The 21,134-nt window shown below is 39.5% G+C and carries 14 protein-coding genes; 4 read left to right on the top strand and 10 right to left on the bottom strand.

Annotation, left to right across the window (positions count from 1 at the left end; genetic code table 11):
* Positions 1 to 5: 5 nt before the first annotated feature.
* From GQR46_RS03470 to pepA, 3 genes are all read right to left on the bottom strand, one after another.
* A complete protein-coding gene (locus GQR46_RS03470; protein ID WP_165739949.1) occupies positions 6 to 2,885 on the bottom strand; it encodes a valine--tRNA ligase in 2,880 nt (959 codons plus the stop codon).
* A 53-nt stretch (positions 2,886 to 2,938) separates the two neighbouring features.
* Positions 2,939 to 3,385, bottom strand: a complete 447-nt coding sequence (locus GQR46_RS03475; protein WP_007587285.1) for a DNA polymerase III subunit chi — start codon at positions 3,383 to 3,385, stop codon at positions 2,939 to 2,941.
* 150 nt (positions 3,386 to 3,535) lie between these two features.
* Positions 3,536 to 5,047, bottom strand: coding sequence for a leucyl aminopeptidase (gene pepA / locus GQR46_RS03480; RefSeq protein WP_007587283.1), 1,512 nt, complete (start codon positions 5,045 to 5,047; stop codon positions 3,536 to 3,538).
* 309 nt (positions 5,048 to 5,356) lie between these two features.
* Between pepA and lptF the strand changes: the two genes are divergently transcribed.
* Positions 5,357 to 6,469, top strand: coding sequence for an LPS export ABC transporter permease LptF (lptF, locus tag GQR46_RS03485; RefSeq protein WP_002962016.1), 1,113 nt, complete (start codon positions 5,357 to 5,359; stop codon positions 6,467 to 6,469).
* Positions 6,466 to 7,533, top strand: a complete 1,068-nt coding sequence (gene lptG / locus GQR46_RS03490; protein ID WP_165727265.1) for an LPS export ABC transporter permease LptG — start codon at positions 6,466 to 6,468, stop codon at positions 7,531 to 7,533. Before lptF ends, lptG begins: the two co-directional genes overlap by 4 nt.
* 102 nt (positions 7,534 to 7,635) lie before the next feature.
* On the opposite strand, the gene GQR46_RS03495 is transcribed toward lptG, so the two are convergent.
* The 4 genes from GQR46_RS03495 to GQR46_RS03510 form a co-directional block, all read right to left on the bottom strand.
* Positions 7,636 to 8,136 carry an RDD family protein gene (locus tag GQR46_RS03495; RefSeq protein ID WP_007587274.1) on the bottom strand — a complete coding sequence of 167 codons (501 nt, stop codon included), beginning with the start codon at positions 8,134 to 8,136 and terminating at the stop codon, positions 7,636 to 7,638.
* A 171-nt stretch (positions 8,137 to 8,307) separates the two neighbouring features.
* Positions 8,308 to 9,072 (bottom strand): DUF6515 family protein, encoded by a 765-nt coding sequence (locus GQR46_RS03500; RefSeq protein WP_165727266.1) that lies wholly within the window; start codon positions 9,070 to 9,072, stop codon positions 8,308 to 8,310.
* A 358-nt stretch (positions 9,073 to 9,430) separates the two neighbouring features.
* Entirely contained in the window at positions 9,431 to 9,688 is a 258-nt protein-coding gene (locus tag GQR46_RS03505; protein WP_165727267.1) for a hypothetical protein, read from the bottom strand.
* 387 nt (positions 9,689 to 10,075) lie between these two features.
* Complete coding sequence (locus GQR46_RS03510) at positions 10,076 to 11,215, bottom strand: alkene reductase (RefSeq protein WP_165727268.1); 1,140 nt, start codon at positions 11,213 to 11,215, stop codon at positions 10,076 to 10,078.
* Between the two features lie 80 nt (positions 11,216 to 11,295).
* On the opposite strand from GQR46_RS03510, the gene GQR46_RS03515 reads away from it, so the two are divergent.
* Both GQR46_RS03515 and GQR46_RS03520 read left to right on the top strand, forming a co-directional pair.
* Entirely contained in the window at positions 11,296 to 12,213 is a 918-nt protein-coding gene (locus GQR46_RS03515) for a LysR family transcriptional regulator (RefSeq protein WP_197176283.1), read from the top strand.
* A gap of 144 nt (positions 12,214 to 12,357) precedes the next feature.
* The gene (locus GQR46_RS03520) at positions 12,358 to 14,190 is read left to right on the top strand and encodes a diguanylate cyclase (RefSeq protein ID WP_165739951.1); all 1,833 of its coding nucleotides are present in this window, start codon (positions 12,358 to 12,360) and stop codon (positions 14,188 to 14,190) included.
* A gap of 218 nt (positions 14,191 to 14,408) precedes the next feature.
* Here the strand turns inward: GQR46_RS03520 and GQR46_RS03530 are convergent, their stop codons facing one another.
* Genes GQR46_RS03530 through GQR46_RS03540 form a run of 3 tightly spaced genes read right to left on the bottom strand, consistent with a single transcriptional unit; the run spans position 14,409 to position 20,908 of the window.
* Positions 14,409 to 15,479, bottom strand: a complete 1,071-nt coding sequence (locus GQR46_RS03530; protein ID WP_165739953.1) for a cytochrome c peroxidase — start codon at positions 15,477 to 15,479, stop codon at positions 14,409 to 14,411.
* A complete protein-coding gene (locus GQR46_RS03535) occupies positions 15,472 to 18,150 on the bottom strand; it encodes a TonB-dependent receptor plug domain-containing protein (RefSeq protein ID WP_165739955.1) in 2,679 nt (892 codons plus the stop codon). Before GQR46_RS03535 ends, GQR46_RS03530 begins: the two co-directional genes overlap by 8 nt.
* Positions 18,151 to 18,163: 13 nt before the next feature.
* Complete coding sequence (locus GQR46_RS03540; protein WP_165739956.1) at positions 18,164 to 20,908, bottom strand: Ig-like domain-containing protein; 2,745 nt, start codon at positions 20,906 to 20,908, stop codon at positions 18,164 to 18,166.
* Positions 20,909 to 21,134: the final 226 nt, after the last annotated feature.

The raw sequence follows: 21,134 nt of genomic DNA on the forward strand, positions 1-21,134 counted from the left end.
TAAAATTATAAGCTTTCTATTTTAGTTTTTTGCTCAAGTAGCTTAGTTTTAGCATCGCTAAATTCAGCCAGTTTTGCATTTTCTTTAGCAAGTACCGCTTCAGGTGCGTTGTTTACAAACTTTTCGTTAGCAAGTTTGTTTTGTACTTGTGCTAGGCCTTTTTCTGCTTTTTCGAGTTGCTTATTAATACGCGAAAGCTCGGCTTCCACATCAATTAAGCCCGCCATTGGGATCATGATCTCAAGGTTGCCAACATAAGACGTTGCACATGCTGGTGCATCGTCTTTGTTTTCAAGCATTGTAAACTCTTCAATTTTTGCAAGTGATGCTAAAAATGATTTGTTTTCTTCAATACGGCGCATGTCGTCACTTGATGCATTAGCAAGTAATACGCTAAGCGGTTTACTTGGACTAATATCCATTTCACCACGAATATTACGAATAGATAAAATGAATTGTTTAACCCACTCTAAATCTTCCATTGCTTTAGCATCAACGCTTGCTTCGTTGTATACAGGGAACGGCTGAACCATAATACTGGTGTTCTCTGTTTCAAGGCCTGCAAGTGGTGCAACACGTTGCCAAATAGTTTCAGTGATGTATGGCATCATTGGATGCATTAAACGCAGTAAACTTTCAAGTACCGTTATTAGCGTATGGCGTGTACCACGTTGCTGCGCTTCATTACCTTTAAACAGTACTGGCTTAGTTAGTTCTAAGTACCAATCACAAAATTGGTTCCATGTGAATTCGTAAAGCGTGTTAGCAGCTAAGTCAAAGCGGTAGTTATCTAGGTGTTCTGTGTAGGTTTTAACTGTTGCTTCATATTGACCTAAAATCCAACGGTCAGCTAATGAGAACTCTTTATCTGTTAATACAGTATCTACATTACTTCCTAGCCCAGTAAAACCACAATCTAGCTCTTCTGTGTTCATTAGTACGTAACGGCTCGCGTTCCATAATTTATTACAGAAGTTACGGTAACCTTCAAGGCGGTTCATATCCCAGTTTATATCACGACCGGTTGATGCCATTGCCGCAAGGGTAAAGCGAAGGGCGTCTGTACCGTGTGCTTCAATACCGCCAGCAAATACTTTACGCGTATCTTTTTCGATTTTAGCGGCAAGTTTTGGCTGCATCATGTTGCCAGTACGCTTTTGTACTAGGTCTTCAAGCTCAATGCCGTCAATCATGTCTAGTGGGTCAAGTACGTTACCTTTTGACTTAGACATTTTATCGCCGTTGTCATCACGTATTAAGCCGGTTACATACACGGTTTTAAACGGCACTTGTGGTTTGCCATTTTCGTCTTTTACAAAGTGCAGCGTCATCATAATCATGCGCGCAACCCAGAAGAAAATAATATCAAACCCCGTTACCAACACGTCAGACGGGTGGAAGGTTTTTAAATCATCGGTATTTTCAGGCCAACCTTGCGTTGAGAACGTCCAAAGCGCTGATGAGAACCACGTATCAAGTACGTCTTCGTCTTGGCTAAGCGTTACGCTATCTGCAATGTTGTTTTCACGGCGTACTTCAGCTTCGTCGCGACCAACAAATACGTTGCCTTCATTGTCGTACCAAGCTGGGATGCGGTGACCCCACCAAAGCTGGCGTGAAATACACCAATCTTGTACGTCGTTCATCCACGAAAAATACATGTTTTCGTATTGCTTAGGCACAAATTGAATGTCGCCGTTTTTAACTGCGTCTTTTGCAGGTTCTGCAAGTGGTGCAACACGTACATACCATTGGTCGGTAAGTAGTGGCTCAATTACCACACCAGAGCGGTCGCCATAAGGAACGGTTAAACCATGGTCTTCAATTTTTTCAAGTAAGCCAAGTTCTTCAAATTCTGCCACAATTGCTTTACGCGCTGCAAAACGATCAAGCCCGCGCAAGCGCTCAGGAATTGGCGCATCAAACTCAAGCTCTTTACCGTCAAAGGTGTATGTTTCACCTTGGGTAAGAATAGCTGCGTCTTTATCGAAAATGTTGATCATCGGCATTTGATGACGCTTGCCCACTTCGTTATCATTAAAGTCGTGCGCTGGGGTTATTTTTACACAGCCCGTGCCTTTATCTTTATCGGCATGTTCGTCAGCAACAATTTTAATACGACGATTAACGATAGGTAATAAAATCTCTTTACCGATTAAATCTATGTAGCGTTCGTCATCAGGGTTTACTGCAACACCTGAGTCGCCAAGCATAGTTTCTGGACGGGTAGTTGCTACTACAATGTAGTCTTTTCCATCTTGCGTTGTAACGCCATCAGCCAGTGGGTAACGTAAGTTCCACATGTGGCCTTTTTTGTCTTTGTTTTCAACTTCAAGATCAGAAATAGCCGTGTGTAATTTAGGATCCCAGTTTACTAGGCGTTTACCACGGTAAATTAGGTTTTCTTTGTGAAGGCGTACAAACACTTCTTTAACAGCTTCAGATAAACCATCATCCATGGTAAAGCGTTCACGATCCCAATCAACCGATGCGCCAAGGCGACGAAGCTGCTTGGTAATAGTGCCGCCCGATTCTTTTTTCCATTCCCAGATTTTATTAATAAAATCTTCGCGGCCTAAATCGTGGCGTGTTTTGCCTTCTTCGGCATGCAGTTTACGCTCAACTAACATTTGCGTTGCAATACCTGCGTGGTCAGTACCTACTTGCCATAATGTGTTGTTACCTTGCATACGTTTAAAACGCGTTAGGGTATCCATTATTGTATCTTGGAAGGCGTGGCCCATGTGTAAGCTACCAGTGACATTTGGCGGCGGGATCATAATTGAATATGGTACGCCTTTGCCAGATGGCTTAAAGTAGCCTTTTTGTTCCCAGTCTTGATATAGAGACTGTTCAATATCTTGCGGATTGTAGGTTTTATCCATTACACAGAACCTTAAATAAGTACTTAAATTAGTTGGTTAGTTTGCCTGATTGGCTAGCTATTAATATCTTGCGTGGTGAGATTGGCACCGAGTTGGCGTAGCTTTTTAAAACGCTCGCGGGCTGCTTGTTTAGCCGCTGCTTCTACGGGTACAAAATCAAAAACTTGGTTAAACCGACGAATGTAATCCGGTAATTGAGTAGCCAAGTTAATTAAAACTTTACGATTGCCAACAGGTGGCGTAATACCAATTTCTACAGGTGCGCCGCCTTTAGGGCCTTCACCTTGTAAATTATGTGGCACAAAACTATCTGGATCGAATGCCCAAATTATTTCATCAATGGCACAGGCTGCTTCGTTATCGTTAACACAAATAAACACACGCTGCCCATTTCGATACTGATCGGCCGCAATTTGAGCAGCCAAAGCAAAATGATCGTCAGCCTTCGCTTTAGACTCATCTTGTTGCTTTAGAACGAAAAATTTAGCGTTCATGTTCATTGTATCGGGGTTTCCCATGACATTGAATGTATACCAAATTGATATACATAAATTAAGAGGCAGATTTTGCCATATAACGGGGTTTGCTTCAATTAATACACAAATAAATAAGGCGCCAAATGGCGCCTTATAAGTAGCTAAACAGTGTGTTTAATCTTGAGCGGCTTCACTTACGCCAGCTCTATTTAATAAATACTGAGTAAGCATTGGTACAGGACGACCCGTTGCGCCTTTTTTAGCGCCACTGCGCCACGCTGTACCGGCAACATCTAAATGCGCCCAATGATACTTTTTAGTAAATTTAGACAAGAAACATGCCGCAGTAATAGTACCCGCAGAGCGTCCACCTAAGTTTGTAAAGTCAGCAAATGGGCTTTCTAGCTGATCTTGATAGTCATCCCATAACGGTAACTGCCATGCACGGTCGCCACTTTGCTCAGACGCTTTTAATAAATCGTGTGCAAGTGGGTTATGGTTTGATAGTAAACCAGTCGCATGCGCGCCAAGGGCTACAATACAAGCGCCAGTAAGTGTTGCTACGTCAATAACGGTATCTGGATTAAAGCGTTCAACGTACGTTAGTGCGTCGCACAATACTAAACGACCTTCAGCGTCGGTGTTTAACACTTCAACTGTTTGCCCCGACATTGTTGTTAAAATATCACCCGGGCGATACGCGTTTGAGCCAGGCATATTTTCACAGCCAGCTAAAACACCAATAACGTTAATTGGCAATTGCATTTGTGCAAGTGCACGCATTGCGCCAATAACACCTGCAGCGCCGCCCATGTCGTATTTCATTTCGTCCATGCCTTCGCCTGGTTTTAATGAAATACCGCCTGAGTCAAACGTTAAGCCTTTACCAACAAGTACAATAGGGGCTTGGTCGTCAGCGGCGCCTTTGTAGTTAATAATCGACATAATCGATTCGTTATCACTACCTCGGCCAACAGCTAGGTAAGAATTCATACCTAGTTCTGCCATTTGCTTTTCGCCAATAATATCAACAGTGATGTTGTCAAAATTAGTTGCCAACTCTTGTGCTTGCTCGCCTAAGTACACTGGATTACAAATATTTGGTGGCATATTAGCCACGTCTTTACACAGCTTACTACCTGCAGCAATGGCTAAACCATGCTCAATGGCACTTTCGCCAATCGTTAGTTCGCGTCGTGTTGGTACGTTAAACACCATTTTACGAAGCGGACGACGAGGATCTACTTTTTTACTTTTTAATTGGTTAAACGTATATAAGCAATCTTGTGTTGTTTCTACTGCTTGACGAACTTTCCAGTAAGTGTCGCGACCTTTAACGTGTTGCTCTGTTAAAAAGCAGACTGCTTCCATAGAGCCTGTTTCGTTTAAGGTATTAATAGTTTTAGAAATAATTTGTTTATATTGCTTATCATCAAGCTCGCGCTCTTTACCACAACCAACAAGCAATATGCGCTCGCTTAATACATTGGGTACATGATGCAATAATAAAACTTGGCCTGGCTTACCTTCTAAGTCGCCACGGCGAAGTAAATTAGAGATATAGCCATCACTAATTTTATCGAGTTGTTCACCAATGGGGGATAACCTACGTGGCTCGTAAACGCCAACCACAATACATGCGCTGCGCTGTTTTTCTGGGCTACCACTTTTTACGTTAAATTCCATTGTCACTCCTGATTTTGAGTCATTTAAGTTAGTAAGTTGGGGCTAAAAAAGTATTTTCTAGTCTTATCTACGTAACTTATGTAAGGATAATTCTTATTTTAGCTGATTTTGCTAGACTCTTACTGTGTAATTGAACTTTATATGCTTAAGGGCTACTAATGCAACATTATATCGTGCACTTAGGTAGGATAATTAAATTTGATGGCTTATAATAATAGCCTATTTGCCGGTATTAATTGGGTAAAATAGCTATTTAACTATTCAATTCTCACTATCGTAGTGAAATTCCATGTTTAACAGGGGCGAGCATTGCTAATTTTCCGTTATTTGACCGCTGAGGTTTTAAAATCGCAGGTCGCCGTATTTTTAACTTTAATGACAATATTTTTGTCACAAAAGTTAGTTGGTATTTTAGGTGATGCCTCTGAGGGCAGCATTCCTGCTAAATTAGTGCTATCGATGATTGCACTAAAGCTTCCACAACTAGCCTCGCTAATACTTCCGCTGAGTATATTTTTAGGCATTATTTTGGCTTACAGCCGTATATATGCAGATAGCGAAATGACCGTCCTTAAAGCCTGTGGCGTAAGTGAATGGTATGTTGTGCGCGTAACGCTTATATCAAGCGTTGGGCTTGCCATATTAGCCGCTGCATTGACTATGTATATAGCGCCGTGGGCAAGCGAGCAAGAGTATCAATTGAAAGAACAAGCCAAAGCCGATGCGGGGTTATCTGCGCTCAGAGCTGGGCGGTTCCAAGAAACCGGTAACGAAAAAGCCGTGGTGTTTATTCATAATATTGAAAAAGGCGGCAAAGAGCTCAATAAGGTATTTGTTGCACAGTTACCCGATAGCGAAAAAGGCAATCTAGCGCGCTTAGTATATGCAGAGCAAGGTGTTGTGGTTGAAGCCGTAAATGGTGAGCAACAGCTAGTACTAACAGACGGTAAACGTTACGAAACAGACGGCACAACGCCTGCACTTAATTTAACAGAATTTGATGGTTACAGCGTACAAATACGAGAGCAAGAAATAGAGCATCAACGCCGTAAATTAGAGGCTGTGCCAACTAACCAATTATTGGCTATAAACACTCCTGAATCTATTGCTCAATGGCAATGGCGACTCGCTATTCCGTTATCAATCCCGCTACTTACCTTACTGGCAGTACCGCTAAGTGTGGTTAATCCTCGCCAAGGTAAATTTGCAAAACTAGTGCCTGCTATTAGCTTGTACTTAGGCTACTTTATTTTACTAAATGCCGCTAAATTTGCAGTTGAAGATGGCAAAATCCCGCCTTCAATCGGCTTGTGGTGGATTCATCTAAGTGCCTTGTTTATAGGTGGGTTATTAATTATAAAAGGGCGACCACTGGGCGCTTGGCTTAAAGCCGTAGTAACTAAGCGGGAGTTAGGCTCATGATGAAAACGCTTGATTGGTATTTAGGCCGCAGTATTTTACAAACTACCGGCTTTGCATTGTTGGTACTTGTTGGTATTAGCACCTTAATTAAATTTATCGACCAGTTAAAGTCGGTAGGGCGCGGCAGTTACGACTTAATGACTGCAATGCTTTACACGCTTTACACAATACCTGGCGATTTAGTGGTGTTTTTTCCGATGGCTGCGCTAATTGGTGGCTTAACGGGTTTGGGGGCACTTGCCTCAAACAGTGAGCTTGTAGTGATGCAAGCCGCTGGTATGTCGCGCTTACAAATAATTGGCTCTGTGATGAAAACGGCCATATTTATGGCTATCTGTATGATGGCATTGGGCGAATGGGGCGCACCTGAAGCACAATTGCACGCTAAAGAAATGCGTAACCAAGCAATACATGGCGGCGATGTGTTTAATACACAAAAAGGTGTATGGGCTAAAGACGGCAATAATTTTATTAATATTGAAGATGTTGATGAAAACGGCAGGCTTAACGGGGTGCATATGTACCACTTTGATAAATCGTTAGAGCTTACCCAAATTACTAAAGCAAGAGATGCACTGAGCCGAAAAGATGGCTGGCTACTTCGTGACGTTAATAAAGTTATTATCACTAGCGAAAAAACCACAACAGAGCAATTACCAGAAGAGTTTTACCCTTCGCAACTCACAGCTGAAAAGTTAGGGGTTGTTTCGGTAAAACCGGAGTCACTTTCATTTACTGGGCTTTGGTCGTATTTAAGTTACTTAGAGCAAAACGAACAAGACACAAGTACCTACGAGCTTGCTCTATGGCGTAAGTTGATGCAGCCAGTATCTGTTGCGGTAATGCTGCTGGTGGCGCTCTCGTTTATATTTGGCCCGCTGCGTACCGTTACTATGGGCGCACGTATTATTATGGGAGTTGTTACAGGGATTGTGTTTCACTTAACTAATGAAATATTTGGCCCTGTCGTTATGGTTTACCAAATACCTGCCATTATAGGGGCGGTATTACCCAGTATTATATTTATAGGCTTTGCGACCTATTTGATGAATAAACGGGTATAGATTTACCTATTCAAAGCATGAAAAAGGGTGACCACTGGTCACCCTTTTTGCTTTTTAACTACTGCTTAATTACCGCTTAACTCACGATTTGAAAAGTTGGTATTAATCAAGCTCACTATAAATACGTCTGTTTTCTTCTTTAGTAAGTGCAATAACTTCTGTTTTAGAGATGTAATCTTGCAGTGCTTTTTTGTTTTTAAAATCTACTAACACCACCAAATTACCTAAACCGAGTAAAGCGCTAACGCTGCGGATAATTGATTGCGGCCAGCTAATTAAATTACCCTCAAGAGTTTGTACTTTTAAACGCCATGCACGCATGCCAATGGTTTGCCCGCTTTTAGTCCAAAAGTAGCCAAAAAATACTAAGGTAACAATAATTAAAAGAGCGGTACGAATACCCGAAAGAAGATTTGAATTTTGAATAAAGGCAGATACATCCTCTGCGCCATTTAAACTAATTACATCGAGAGAAATAAGCCCTTGAACGGCAAATAAATACAGCACTACAGTTAACATCGCAAACGCAATAATGGCTAACGTATCGTAAACTAACGACGCAAAACGGCGCCAAAAACCAGCACGTGGAAACTCACCCGACATAAATACACTCTCACTATTAATATGCGAGCTAGTTTAGCAAAAAAGCTTACAAATACTAAGACATGTTAATGTTTAGAGAGGGAATTGATTTTATTGCTTTAAGTTATTACCTACAGGGGAAATGAAAAAGACCCTGCTATTGGTAGCAAGGTCTTTTAATTTATAGCGGATTTAACCTAGCTTGATAGCAAGGTATTTTATGTCGTCACCACTTATTTGCGGTAAAAAATAAATATCGCCGTATTTAAAATACTGCTGCGAGTTAATTATTACGGCCTGTGCTGCCTGAGGCAATGAATCGTAAGTTTGGCCCAAGCTATAATCATTCACATTCCCCACTTTTATTGCCTGATTAAGACGGGTTGGTGGCTCATCAACCACTGTATAACCGTCATTATTTGCGACGTAATACACGTTTTGATATGTGTAGTAGGTGGTATTGTGATGCTTAAAATGCCTGTAATTTCTTGGTAGCGTATTTATACGCAGGCCTCTAGGTGGCGTAACTACATGGTAGCCTCTTTTAGCTTTACGGTAGTAAAGGCCGTCGTTAAACGTAAACGAAATACCATTAAATCTAATCGATGCGCTATTGCGTGGTAAATGGTTCATAAATCGATTTTGTCTGTAAGCGACTGAATTATTATGGCTTGTTAAGTAGTTATATTTGCGCTGGTTGTAGCGGTATTGTTCACGCTTTTCCTGCTTGTACTTAGCAAGTTTACGTTTTTCTTGCTTACGGTCTTCTCGTTTTTCTTTTTTATGCTCAATACGCTGCTTTTTTTCATGGCGGCGTTCATCGCGTTTATATTCAACACGTTTGTCGTGGTCACGTTTAAAGCTTTTATCATTCTCTCGCTCGTTTTGTGCTCCAAGCGCAGAGCCTGATACTGCGCCAATGGCGAGCAGTGCAGGTAGTAAAAAAGTAAGTTTCATAGTATTGCCTCGTTTATGTTTTTACATAACTGGGTTCAATACTAGCGGTTCAAACTGAATGTTAACTGACATACAACAGCAAACGGAGCTATGCTTACAGCTTTTTACATTTTACTGACGGTTCTTGACATAATATCTAGTTTTTGACGATTTTTAAGGGGGGTTATTACGAGAGATATTTTAATAATACTGCTATTAAATTATATATTTGGACTTTTTTGTTGTGCTTAGAAAACGTTATTTCCGTGCATTTTTAGATGGGAAAATACCAATAATAGAGTTTAAATGGTGTAAAAAGCTAAGTTTGCGGCGCGTTGTTTATTGCCGCAAACATGACTTTATATTTTAAAGGGCGCATCTATCTTTTAATAAATTTAAGGCTAGGGTGATACGTTATGACATTAACTTTAATAAATGCTGTGTTATTAACGTTTCTTTTAACAACTTTAACTGGAACATACTTGATTACCTTAGTTTGGTTAATTTTTTTCAGTTCTCGTTTTAGCTGAACCTTTTTATATTCTTGCTTTGTATATCTATCATGTGGTGCTGCAAATGCAGAATTAGATAAAGTGCCAATAACTAATAGTGCAGGTAGTATAAATGTAAGTTTCATAATATTGCCTCGATTGTGGTTAACATGGCTAGTATTGACGTTTGAAACTGAATGCCAACTGCATGTAAGGGCAACTGTAGGGAGGCTTTACACCCTTTTACTTATCTTTACTATTCTTGACGCTAATACCAATCCGCAGTAATACTTAATCAATTTGAGGGATTAAATCTAACGCTAACTCTATTAAAAAATGACTGATATATGGCTGCATAAATGCAGAGGGTAGGGCAATGAAAGAGCAATTGTCGAGAACAACTAATAACAAAATTTTAGCTGTGTTATCAACACCGTTTTCTTACCTCAAAACAGGTAGCTTGATTAAGCTACCAGGTATAAAACCGTATCGGTTCTATACCAATTCCATATATCGTTTAGAGTCTAGGTTGGCTACTTTTGATAAAAAGGATAATCGCTATAACCGACTTCAGTACCGCCATACATAGTGGCTGCATCGGCCTCGTTAAACGTCCAATTATTCGCTATACGCTCTGGTAAATCAGGGTTAGCTATAAATGGGCGACCAAATGCAAATAAGTCACCGTAACCTTCACCTAAAATACGTACCGCTTTTTCTACTGTGTATTTACCAGCATAAATAATGCGACCTGAAAATTCAGCTCGTACTGCTTTATAAAATTCTTGTGGTAAATCAGGAGCATTTTCCCAATCAGCTTCCGCTATTGATAAGTAAGCAATGCCAGCTTGCTCAAGCACTTTAACGGCTTGTACATAAGTATGATGAGGGTTTGATTCAACAAGTCCTAAATACACTCGTGTTTCATCTGTGCTTTCAAATAAAGGAGCAAAGCGAACACCTAAACGATCGGAGCCTACAACGTCACTTACCGCTTCAACTATCTCTTTTAAAAAGCGCAGGCGATTACTAAGCGTTCCACCGTATTGATCGTCACGGTTATTAGTATGCTCAGAAATAAACTGATTAACTAAATACCCGTTAGCACAATGCAGCTCCACACCATCAAAGCCTGCTTCTAGAGCATTACGTGCAGCTTGCGCATACATGTTTACCAGTTCGCCAACTTCAGTTGTTGTTAGTGCACGAGGCTCACTTGGGTCAGCCAATGCGCCTTCACCAGGTGCGGTTTCAATAAATACTTTTACATTGTCAGCAATAATATCTGAAGGGCCAACCGGTTTACCTGAATTTGGTTGTAGTGTGGCGTGCGATACGCGCCCTACATGCCAAAGCTGAGCAAAAATAACACCGCCTTTAGCATGTACTGCATGTGTTACTTTTTTCCAGCCTTCAATTTGTGCTTGCGAGTGAATACCAGGTGTCCAAGCGTAGCCTTGGCCACGAGGTTCTATTTGCGTGCCTTCGGTAACCATAAAGCCAGCCGATGCGCGCTGTGCATAATACTCAGCCATTAATTCATTAGGAATATTGCCCGGTTGTGTACTACGAGAGCGAGTAAGAGGAGGCATCACAATACGGTTTTTAAGTGTAAAAGGGCCAAGCTCAATTGATGAGAATAAAGGGGCGGTATTAACTGATTCTGATTTCATTTTAAATTCTCTTATAAAGCAAATAAAGGCTTAAATAGTGGTTAAGCAACGTTGGCAGCATAGAGATTTAAAGATACAATTTGAAACAACACTTTTTTGTACAGCATACAATTATGAATGGTATTAGCCGGCTCGATATAAAACAGTTAAGAGTGCTCAGTAGCTTGTTAGAGCTGCAAAATCTGTCGCAAGTAGCTAAAAAAATGGGGTTAACGCAACAAGCCATTAGTGAGCAACTACGAAAGCTACGAGACTTATTTGACGATCGCTTGTTTATTCGACAGGGCAATAACATGGTTGCTACTCCTAAAGCGCAAGGACTCAAGACGCCAGTTAATCATATATTAAAGCAATTAGAGTCGTTACTAGAGCCCGAGCAGTTTAGTCCGAAAACCTATAAAGGCGTGTTTACCATAAGCGCAACCGACTACGCCACGCAGGCTTTACTACCGCAATTATTTAATATTACCCGTCGCGAAGCCCCCGGTTTAAAGCTGATAGTGCGCGACTTTGCATCCGATAACGTTAATCAACTTATAACGGCAGGCGAGCTTGATTTATTGATTAGCTTTCCTGAGTTTATACCCGACAATCTTTCTTATATTACTTTGTTTGAAGAGCAGCATTTGTGTATTTCTGGTGTTGGTAACAACACTTACATGGAGCCTTTGAGCTTGGCGCAATTTGCAAAGCATCCTCAGCTAGTGGTATCGCCATCGCGTGCTAATTTACGCGGGTCGCACGATCAGTGGTTTGAAAGCCAAGGGCTAAAACGTAATATTGTAATGTCGGTACCGAGCTTTTCAGCGGTGCCTGACATTTTACATACAACCGATATGCTAGCGTTTTACCCATCAAGATTATTACCAAATAGCAAAGTTAAACAGCTAAAAATAGAAGCTCTGCCTCCTACATTTAAAGTAATAGCCGCATGGCATCCACGTACTAACAACAGCCCAATTCATAAGTGGTTGATAGAGCAATTACAAAACCTATAACAGCAAACTTTAATACAAGTATTAATGTAAGTATTAAAGCAAATACTGTTACCATAATTAACAATAGTTATTAAAGATTGTCGTCAGCTAATTACAGTGTCCTACAATTGTGTTTTAAGTGCGGTAAAGGAATTATAAAGCTAAATGTTTAAGTTATTTTTTGGTGTTTTTTGTTCTCTACTTTGTTTTAGTACTTTTGCTAACACAGTAAAAGAAGATGTTGAAAAGATACTAAGTGGATATTTAACGAGTAGTCAAAGTCGTGGGCTTATGGATAAGTTAGAGCGCAATTTACCTTATTCTTCATCGCTCGATACTGCTCGCGTTAAAACTGTAAAGTGTTGGTTTTATGACCCCCAAAATGACAATAATTACATAGCATTAAATGATTTACTGACAGATGCTAATCAAGCAATCAAAAAAGCTGGCTCGCCTAAATTAAAACTCGATTTACAAACATGCCAAGCATTTCATTTATACCAACAAGGCAAAGTAAGTACAGCCACTTCAATGGCTAAAAATGTTATTAGTGCCACCTCTAAAAATCCAGAGCTTTATTATCAACATGCGACAGCTAACTTAATATTAGGGATAATTTTTCGTTCACAAGGTTCGTACCAGCAAGCTTTTTTGGCATTTCAACAAGCTTATAATACCTTTGAACAAGGCGACTTTTCTTACGATAAAGCGCTTATACTTAAAGAGATAGGGCTTATCCATGCCGATCTTCACAATTTTTCGCTCGCTGAAGAACAATTGCAAAGAGCAATTAATGAGCTGACAAATTATAATGAGCAAGAATGGTACATAGCCACAGATAGCCTAGCCCAAGCTTACGAAGCTCAAGGTAATTATCAAAAAGCGATAGTGTTGTACAGCAGTATACTCCCTGCCGTAACTAAGTATGAAGACGATGAAGGGAATGCTTACTTACTCTTTAAAATTGCACAAATAAATATTCAATTAAATGAGCTGCAAGAGGCTAAACAATACTTAAATAAAGCCAGGGATTTAACGCTAAATAGTGAGTGGATTAAATTTATTCAATCAATAACAACAGCTGAGTGGTTAATTAAAAAGGGTCGCCTAGATGAAGCGGAGCTTCTTTATTTAGATTTTGAACAAAATAGTTCTCAAGTATGGTCAGTCGACTCTTTAACTCGTTTTTTAGAATTTAAGCGTGAATTAGCAGTGCAAAAAAATAACTATCAGCAAGAAGCCTTAGCTCAAAGAGAGTTATTAAAAATCGCAGATAGAAAAGTGCAAGAAATTGCAGATAATACATTACTATCTCAACGTTTAGCGTTTGACTGGGAACAGCAAAAACGAGAAATAACAAGGCTGCAAGAGTCATCAGAGGTAAAAGAGCAGTTATTAAATTTAGCTGATGAAAAAGCATTTTGGCAAATCGCATCTTTGCTGTTTTCTATTGGGCTGATATTGATTTTAGCTTACATAACTTATAAACAAACTCAGCATAAACAGCGATTTAAAACACTTGCATTAAAAGACGAATTAACAGGTATCGCTAATCGTAGAGCAATATTTGCATTTAAATACAACGCGATTAAAAAAAGCGAGTTTTTAGGGAATGCGTGTTCACTCATTGTTATTGATATAGACCACTTTAAACAAGTAAACGATACATATGGACATGATATTGGTGATGAAGTTATTATTTCTACTGTTAAATTTATAGAAAAAAACATTCGTCAAACAGATTGTGCAGGTAGGGTTGGTGGAGAAGAATTTTTAGTTGTTTTACCTAATATTGCACTTAGTTTTGCGCATGAAGTTGCCCAGCGTATACGCGAAAGTATTGAGAATGTTACTCATACCTCACTCCATATAAAATCAACAGTAAGTATTGGTGTAGTACAAGTTAAAGCGGGCGAAGCCCCAAAAGATGCATCCCGACGAGCTGATGAAAAATTATACGCAGCTAAAAATGCAGGCCGTAATAAAGTAATGGTTTAATAACTCAATAATTATTGAGTTATTAAACGGCTAGTAATTTATTATTGAAAAATATAGCAAGCTAATTCACCTAATACTCATATGTATTGAGAGTGTATATCCTTCTTCGATACCTTTCAAAAAGAAGCTCTGCCTCCTACCTTTAAAGTAATAGCGCATGGCACCCGCGTACTAATAACAGCCCTATTCATAAATGGCTGATAGAGCAGCTGCAAAATTTATAAAATCCTTAGAAATGCAACAAGATCTAAACGCTCTTGCTTAGTTAATTTTAATGGCTTTAGCAGTTTCGTCGTTTTAGGAAAATGAGGATCGTTTAATTGGTTTTTCCTAGGTTTAGGTCTTGCTCCACCATGGTTGTACATGTTTACTATACCTAGTAGGTCATCAAAAAGTCCATTGTGCATCCAAGGAAATGTTTGTGTTAAACCAAGTAGAGAAGGGGTTCTAAATAACCCTATATCACTTGGATTATTTGTAATATTAAACCGGCCTTTATCTTCAAAACTACGGCCGTAGTAATGAAGGCCAGTGCCATGAAATTGGTTGTCACTTAATAGCGCGCCATTATGGCAAGTCATACATTTTGCTTTGGTTCTAAATAAATGTAATCCGTTTAATTCACTATCTGATAAGCGTCTAACCGCTTTTTTTGGATTACTCTGAACCTCATTAATAAATGATTTAAAACGAGTATTAGGTGCAATGAGTGTTCGCTCAAATGCAACGAGGGCTTCTGCCATTTGTGCCATGGAGAGCGTATTTGAATTAAAAGCACTTTTATTAAATGCCGTATAGCTTTTATCTTTATTGACCCGCATTAAAGCTTTTTGTGGATCTAAGTCCATTTCAATTGGGTTGCTAATGGGCATAAGTGCTTGTTGCTCAGCTGTTTTAGCGCGACCATCCCAAAAAAAACTTTGCCACTGATCTATACCAAAAATTGCAGGGGTATTGCGGGTGCCCACTTGATCATTTATACCGATTGCAGTGGCACGACCATCATGAAAACCCTTATCTCGTTCATGACAACTTGCGCAGCTTACGGTTTTATCGCGTGAAAGCTGTGTATCATGAAAAAGCTTATTGCCAAGTGCAACGTGCTCTGCCCGTGGAGTGGCTATTGGCAATAGCGAAAGAGGCTCAACTATACGCTCATCACTGGTTTGAATGGCAGGCCAATTTACTTGGCTCTTACTATACAAACCACGTAGCTCTGTGTTGCTGTATTGTTGAGCGTGCATACTAAGGGGGAGTAATAATGTTATTAAACCAAGTAGCTTAATCATATTTATAAGTTACTCCAAGCCAAAACATTCGACCAGGTTCAATGCCAGCGGCTCCTTCGTTTACATTGTAAGTACGGGCGTTTAAAAGGTTAGATACATCAGCGCGTATTTCTACGTTGTGTTTTTCACTAATTTTAGGATTATATCGTAAGCTTAAGCCGACCATAGTGCGGGCACGAATAACACGTTGCTCATAAACATCAACCAAAGTAGATGTAATAGGGCAACTAATACAGCTCTTGTCTAGCTCAACGCTTTCACTCGCGCCTGTGCTAACAGCTGTATCAAAGCTACCACTATAGGTAATGTTTAAGCCTGTACTAAGTGAATCAAGCCAGTCAACATTCCAACCCATAGCGCCGGTTACGGGAGTTCCAAAATTGGTGCGAATTTGAGATAACTGGTTAAGTGTAACAAGTTCACCTTCTTCTTTAGCATTAACGTAATAAACTAGCTCATCAAGAGGGGTGTTATTTGCGGTTGCATTGTAGCTGTCGTTTGACACTTTATTTTGCGCATATGAAGCATTTGCCCAGAATGAATGTGCTTTAAATTGTGCACTCCATGCAATCGAGTAACGCTCAGAGCTACCTGTACCGCTGTTTGTTATTTCAATATATTTGAAGCCATCTTCACTTGGCGTATCAGCAGTTGAGCGAGACAATTGTTGATGCTTTTTCCGTTTTACATACTTAAGTGAAAAGTTACCAATTTTTTCAAATGAGTGAGCTATACCAAAAGCTAACTCGTCATCAAAAGGTGTTTGCACATCGTTAAAACGATATTTAAATGCGCCAGTGTAATTAGAGGGTAACCAGCCTTGTAAGTAGCCGTTTTCGATAGGGCGGTATTCGTTATACGAAAAGTTTTGTTGCTCTTTTATTTTATAACCAATAATTCCTGAATCATAATAACGGTTTACGCCTGCGCTTATTATTGTACGTCCATCATTAAACACATCGTAACCAAGCGAAATACGCGGGGCTAAGTTATGATTTTTTAAAAAATCATCATAGTTATAGCGCATTCCTAAGTTAATATTTACATGACCAAGCGTTAAATGATCGGTGATATATAAAGCGCCACGGTTAAGTCCTACATTTATATATTCAGCAGGTGTAACTTTACGACCATTAAAATACTGTGCAGTACTTACAATGTTATCGCTATAAGCTGCAATATGTTCAGGGTTATTAAAATCAATACTCCCTCCCAATTGCTCGGTAAGTTGCTCTATAGAAATAGCAGATTCAAGCGATTGGCAATCAAGCGTGTAACCGCTGCAATTAAGTGGTGCACTGGCGCTTGACCAAATAATAGGAGAGTCGTATGTGTAACTATTTTGAAAACGTTCACGTTTCACTTCTTGGTGTATAAGCTCTATACCAGCTTTAATATTGTGCTCTACACTCAAAAATTTAAACGTATTAAAATCGAGAGTGTTTTTCCAACTCGTGGTCAATTGTGTGTTATCGAGCGCCCCATACCCACCTTGCTTGGAATAACGCGTATTAGATAATCCTTGGTCCGCAAATTCTCCCCATTGCTTTCCTTTTGCCTGCAACCAATTATAAAAGTGATCTTGGGACTCTCGACTGCTATCGCTTAAATTTACATTAAGGTTACTGTGCCATGTAGCAAAGCTTAAATTTTCTGTTAGCGATATTACGCCGCCCACTGCTCCACCTTCTAAGTGAAAGTTACTGTCTTTGGTATCAACAATAAAGTTATCAACTTCGTAAGGGGCGTACATTAAACTAATATCAAGCTGATCGACCCAGCCATTTTTGTATCCATATTTAACTAATGCATTAATATTTCGGCGACTTTGCGTTTTTGGTTGACCCAGTGAAAAATCACTAATGTCGCTGGTAAGGTAATTAACGCTTACCATAAGTCCGTGGCGTTCATTGAGTTGTTTATTGGCGCTCAATGAGTAACTTATTTTTTTAAACTCTGGGGCTTCTAGTGCTTCATCATCAACATTTCGTTGTCCAGACTCTTCATCAGCTTTAAGAAAATGGTATTCTCCCCAGCTACTTTGATTCCCACGCACACCAAAGCTAAAGCTGTCTTTTGCAAAAGCACTTTTGGTTTTAGCATCAACAATTCCACCTGAAAAACCACCAAATTCGGCTGGAATGTTATGGTCGTACACGGTTATTGATTCAACAATATCTGAATTTACATTCATGCTTTGCACACCGCCCGACACATCATTGCTGGTAGCTGTAACTCGTGTAGCACTGGCGGGATCAATACGGTTGTTGTAGTTCATGCCATCAATCGAAAACCCTGTTTGCCAAGGTTGCGCGCCAGAAATAGATATTTCGGGTGCGCTAATTTCAGCCAAGCTTTCAATACTAAAAGCGTCGTTACTGAGTTGTACTCCAGGGAGGAGGGCAATTAACTCATTTATATCCCCATTACCTTTAGCGGTCGAGGTTATAAAGTTACGGTCGAGGTATGAGCGACCAATTACTTCAGGCACTTCAATACCTATGTACTGACCTTTTACTTCTATGTGTTCTAAGGCTTCACAACGTTTTTTTTCTTCATTTTGTAAAGTACTGCATATGGGTTTTGACTGGTCGGTCTGCTCTTGCTCGTTCGCTGCATAAGCGTTTTGGGTAAGCAAAAGCAGACACGCTAAGGTGCTAGGTGTCTGCATTTAAATCTCTTAATTAATTACCAAGTGGAGTACTGTCTTCGCTATCAATAATGCCGTCATTGTCGGCATCTTGATCGGCTATTAAACCTGAGGCTGTTATGTCGTCTTCGCTTACATTTGGTAGGAAAAAGTTAGGAAGTCCGTCGTGATCGGTATCTACACTGGCAACTGCTTTTTCTCTAAAGTCATCACGGGCAGCTATTAAACTTGCCATTTCAGTATAAAGGTTGAGTTTATCTGCTGAGCCATTTACGCTATTTTCAATTAACGAAATTGCTTTAGCATTATCACCAAGAAGCACATGAGCAGAAACTAAGTCCATCATATTACTTTGTAATGCGGTGTCTGAAAGCGCAGTAATGCGTTCCTCTAAAGTATTAATTAACGTAGACGTTGGTGCTTTAAATCCTTGGTATTTAGCTTCATAGTCATTAATGTTTTGAGCATTAGCCCCCATAGATGACAACGCACTGTAAATAGTGAAATACCCAGTTTTAGGCGCTTCAATATCTAAAATATACTCTTTTAAAAGCTCAACTAGATCGGTTAATTGGTTGCTATCAAACTCTGAAATTAAAGGCGTAATTTCTTCAACCGATAAAGTAAATGTGTCTAATGCTTGTGTTGAATAACCCGCATCAATCATAAAACCAAGTGTTTCTAAGCGGTTCTCAAAGCGATCTTCAGGGGTTTCTAGTTCTGATATATAGTTAAGTAATTGCGTATATATAGCTGGGATATCATTCGTTGAGCCAGATCGAGTTAGCGTCATTATTACATTGCTATGAACTGAAATTTGGCTGCTAGATGAGAGTGTTTGTAGCTCACCGCTTTGTAGTTTTTCGAGCATAGTAATGCACTTTTCAGCTTGAACTTTTTCATCCATACCAACGCGACCGCTTATTTCAACAAAAGCAGAGCAGCCTCTAAAACCAGTAAGATACGTTGCATAACTCTCGGCTTGTATGTACTCATCTGAAATAAGTAAATCACCGGCATAATTCATTACTTGTTGAGCTAAATCATTTCGATTAAATTGGCTCAAAATAAGTGCAGTACCAGGTAAGTTTGTAGTATCGGTTAACCCCTGAAATAGCACGTTATATTCATCTTTATCTTTAAAAGGTTGAGCAACTTCATCGAGTACTGTTGTGGCATCTTCGCCTGCTAATAAACGCTGCGCCACAATAAATGAAACCATTGAGCGTTGTGCAAATGATTGCTCCCATTCAGATGTAATTAGTTCATATGCAGGGTTTTTAGTTGTGTCGTACAGCGCCTCGATAAGTGTAGCTAAATTACTTAGTGCATACGGGTAGTAGCTAAGAGTTGCTTGTGAATAAGGTGAGGCAGCATAATTATAATTACTATCGAAATTAGTAATACCATAAAGAGCGAGTGCTTTATTAGTATATTCACGGGCAAGTTCTAACTGATTAGTTTGTAATAAAAACTCTGCCGACCATGCTAAATATAGTATACGAGAGCGGTGAGTTGGCTCTCCTTTATAATCACCATTTTTTGCTATTACGTAGCCGGTTTTATTACTTAATTGAGCGAACGATTTAGCGAATAACTTTGCAGTTTCTAAGTTTTCAGCAGTGGGTGTCGCTGCATATGATTCAAGAGTTGAGCTTGCAGCACTTGAAAATGCAGTAATAAAGTACCCAAATGTAGTTGTAAATTCATCCTGTGCTGCGTTTAATGCATAGCCTTCAATTTGTTCAATTAAGCTAGTTGCTTGCGACAGTTGTAATGCATCTAAATAGTCTCGTGTAATAGTTAACAACCAAGATGCATCATTTCTGTCTATATTATCCAATCCTTTTTCAGCAAGGTATTGGTTATAAGATGTTAAAGCTAGCTCTCTATATTCTATAGCTTGCTCAGAGCGATTAATCGTATCCAGTGCACTGGCTACTTTTAAAAGCCCATCGGCATAGGCTGTTTGTTCGTTAATCAGCGCTAAATACTCTTGTGCGGTAGTTAAAAAACCAGCGCGCGCATAAGCTGCAGCTTGAGTTTGATAAATACTATAACGAGATAGTTCATCGTTAATATTTTCTGTTATTAAATCGGCTTGTTTTAAATGAGACTTATCTGAGCTGTAGTAGTAGTTACGTTTGTCTTCATTTGTTACATAAGAGGGGCTAAGTGAAATAGTCGCAGTTAATGGCTCACTTATAATACCGTCGGTATAACTAACGGTAAATTCATCATTTTGCGTAGTGAGTGTTTGTGCCTCATAGCTAAATTCACCAGTTTCACTATTTATAGATATTACACCACTACTTGGCGGTGTAAGTAGCGTAATGCTCACTGCATCGCCATCAACATCACTAGTATTTATTTTACCTACACTTGTTGTTGAGGTAGTAAATGTAACATTAGTTGTTGAAATAGTAGGTGCATCATTAATGTTTTCAATAATAAAACGTACAACAACATCAGCGCTTAAACTGCCGTCACTTGCTGAAATAGTCGTGCTATCTTCACCAAAAAAATCAGCGTGTGGTGTGTAAGTAAATTCACCGTTAGCCTCTAATGTAATAATGCCGTTACTTGGAGATTGCGCCAAAGTATAACTAAGCGGGTCGTCGTCAGTGGCTGAAACCTGTCCTGAAAAAGCGGTATCTTCGTTAAGCGTAAAACTTAAATTTGATTGGGTAAATAATGGTGCATTGTTGCCCGAGCCGCTTCCACAACCAGCTAAAGCGAGTGCGCATAAAATAGGGGTAAATTTAATGAGTTTGTTCATTATTGTTAATATTAGAAGTTAATAATGTTGCGAATGATAACGCATATCAATTGTGTTTCACAGTTCAAAGTCGGTATTTATGTTAAAAATAAGAATGTTACCTTTAACTAATCAAGGGTTTAAAAAACAAAGAGACGTTAAAGTAGAAAGGTGTATAGCTAATGTAAATATTTTAAGTTCAGCTAAAAAGTATTTATATACTTAACTAATGAAAGCTTTTCTCATT

The organism is Pseudoalteromonas sp. Z1A6 (assembly GCF_011378745.1).
GTDB classification, from domain to species: domain Bacteria; phylum Pseudomonadota; class Gammaproteobacteria; order Enterobacterales; family Alteromonadaceae; genus Pseudoalteromonas; species Pseudoalteromonas arctica.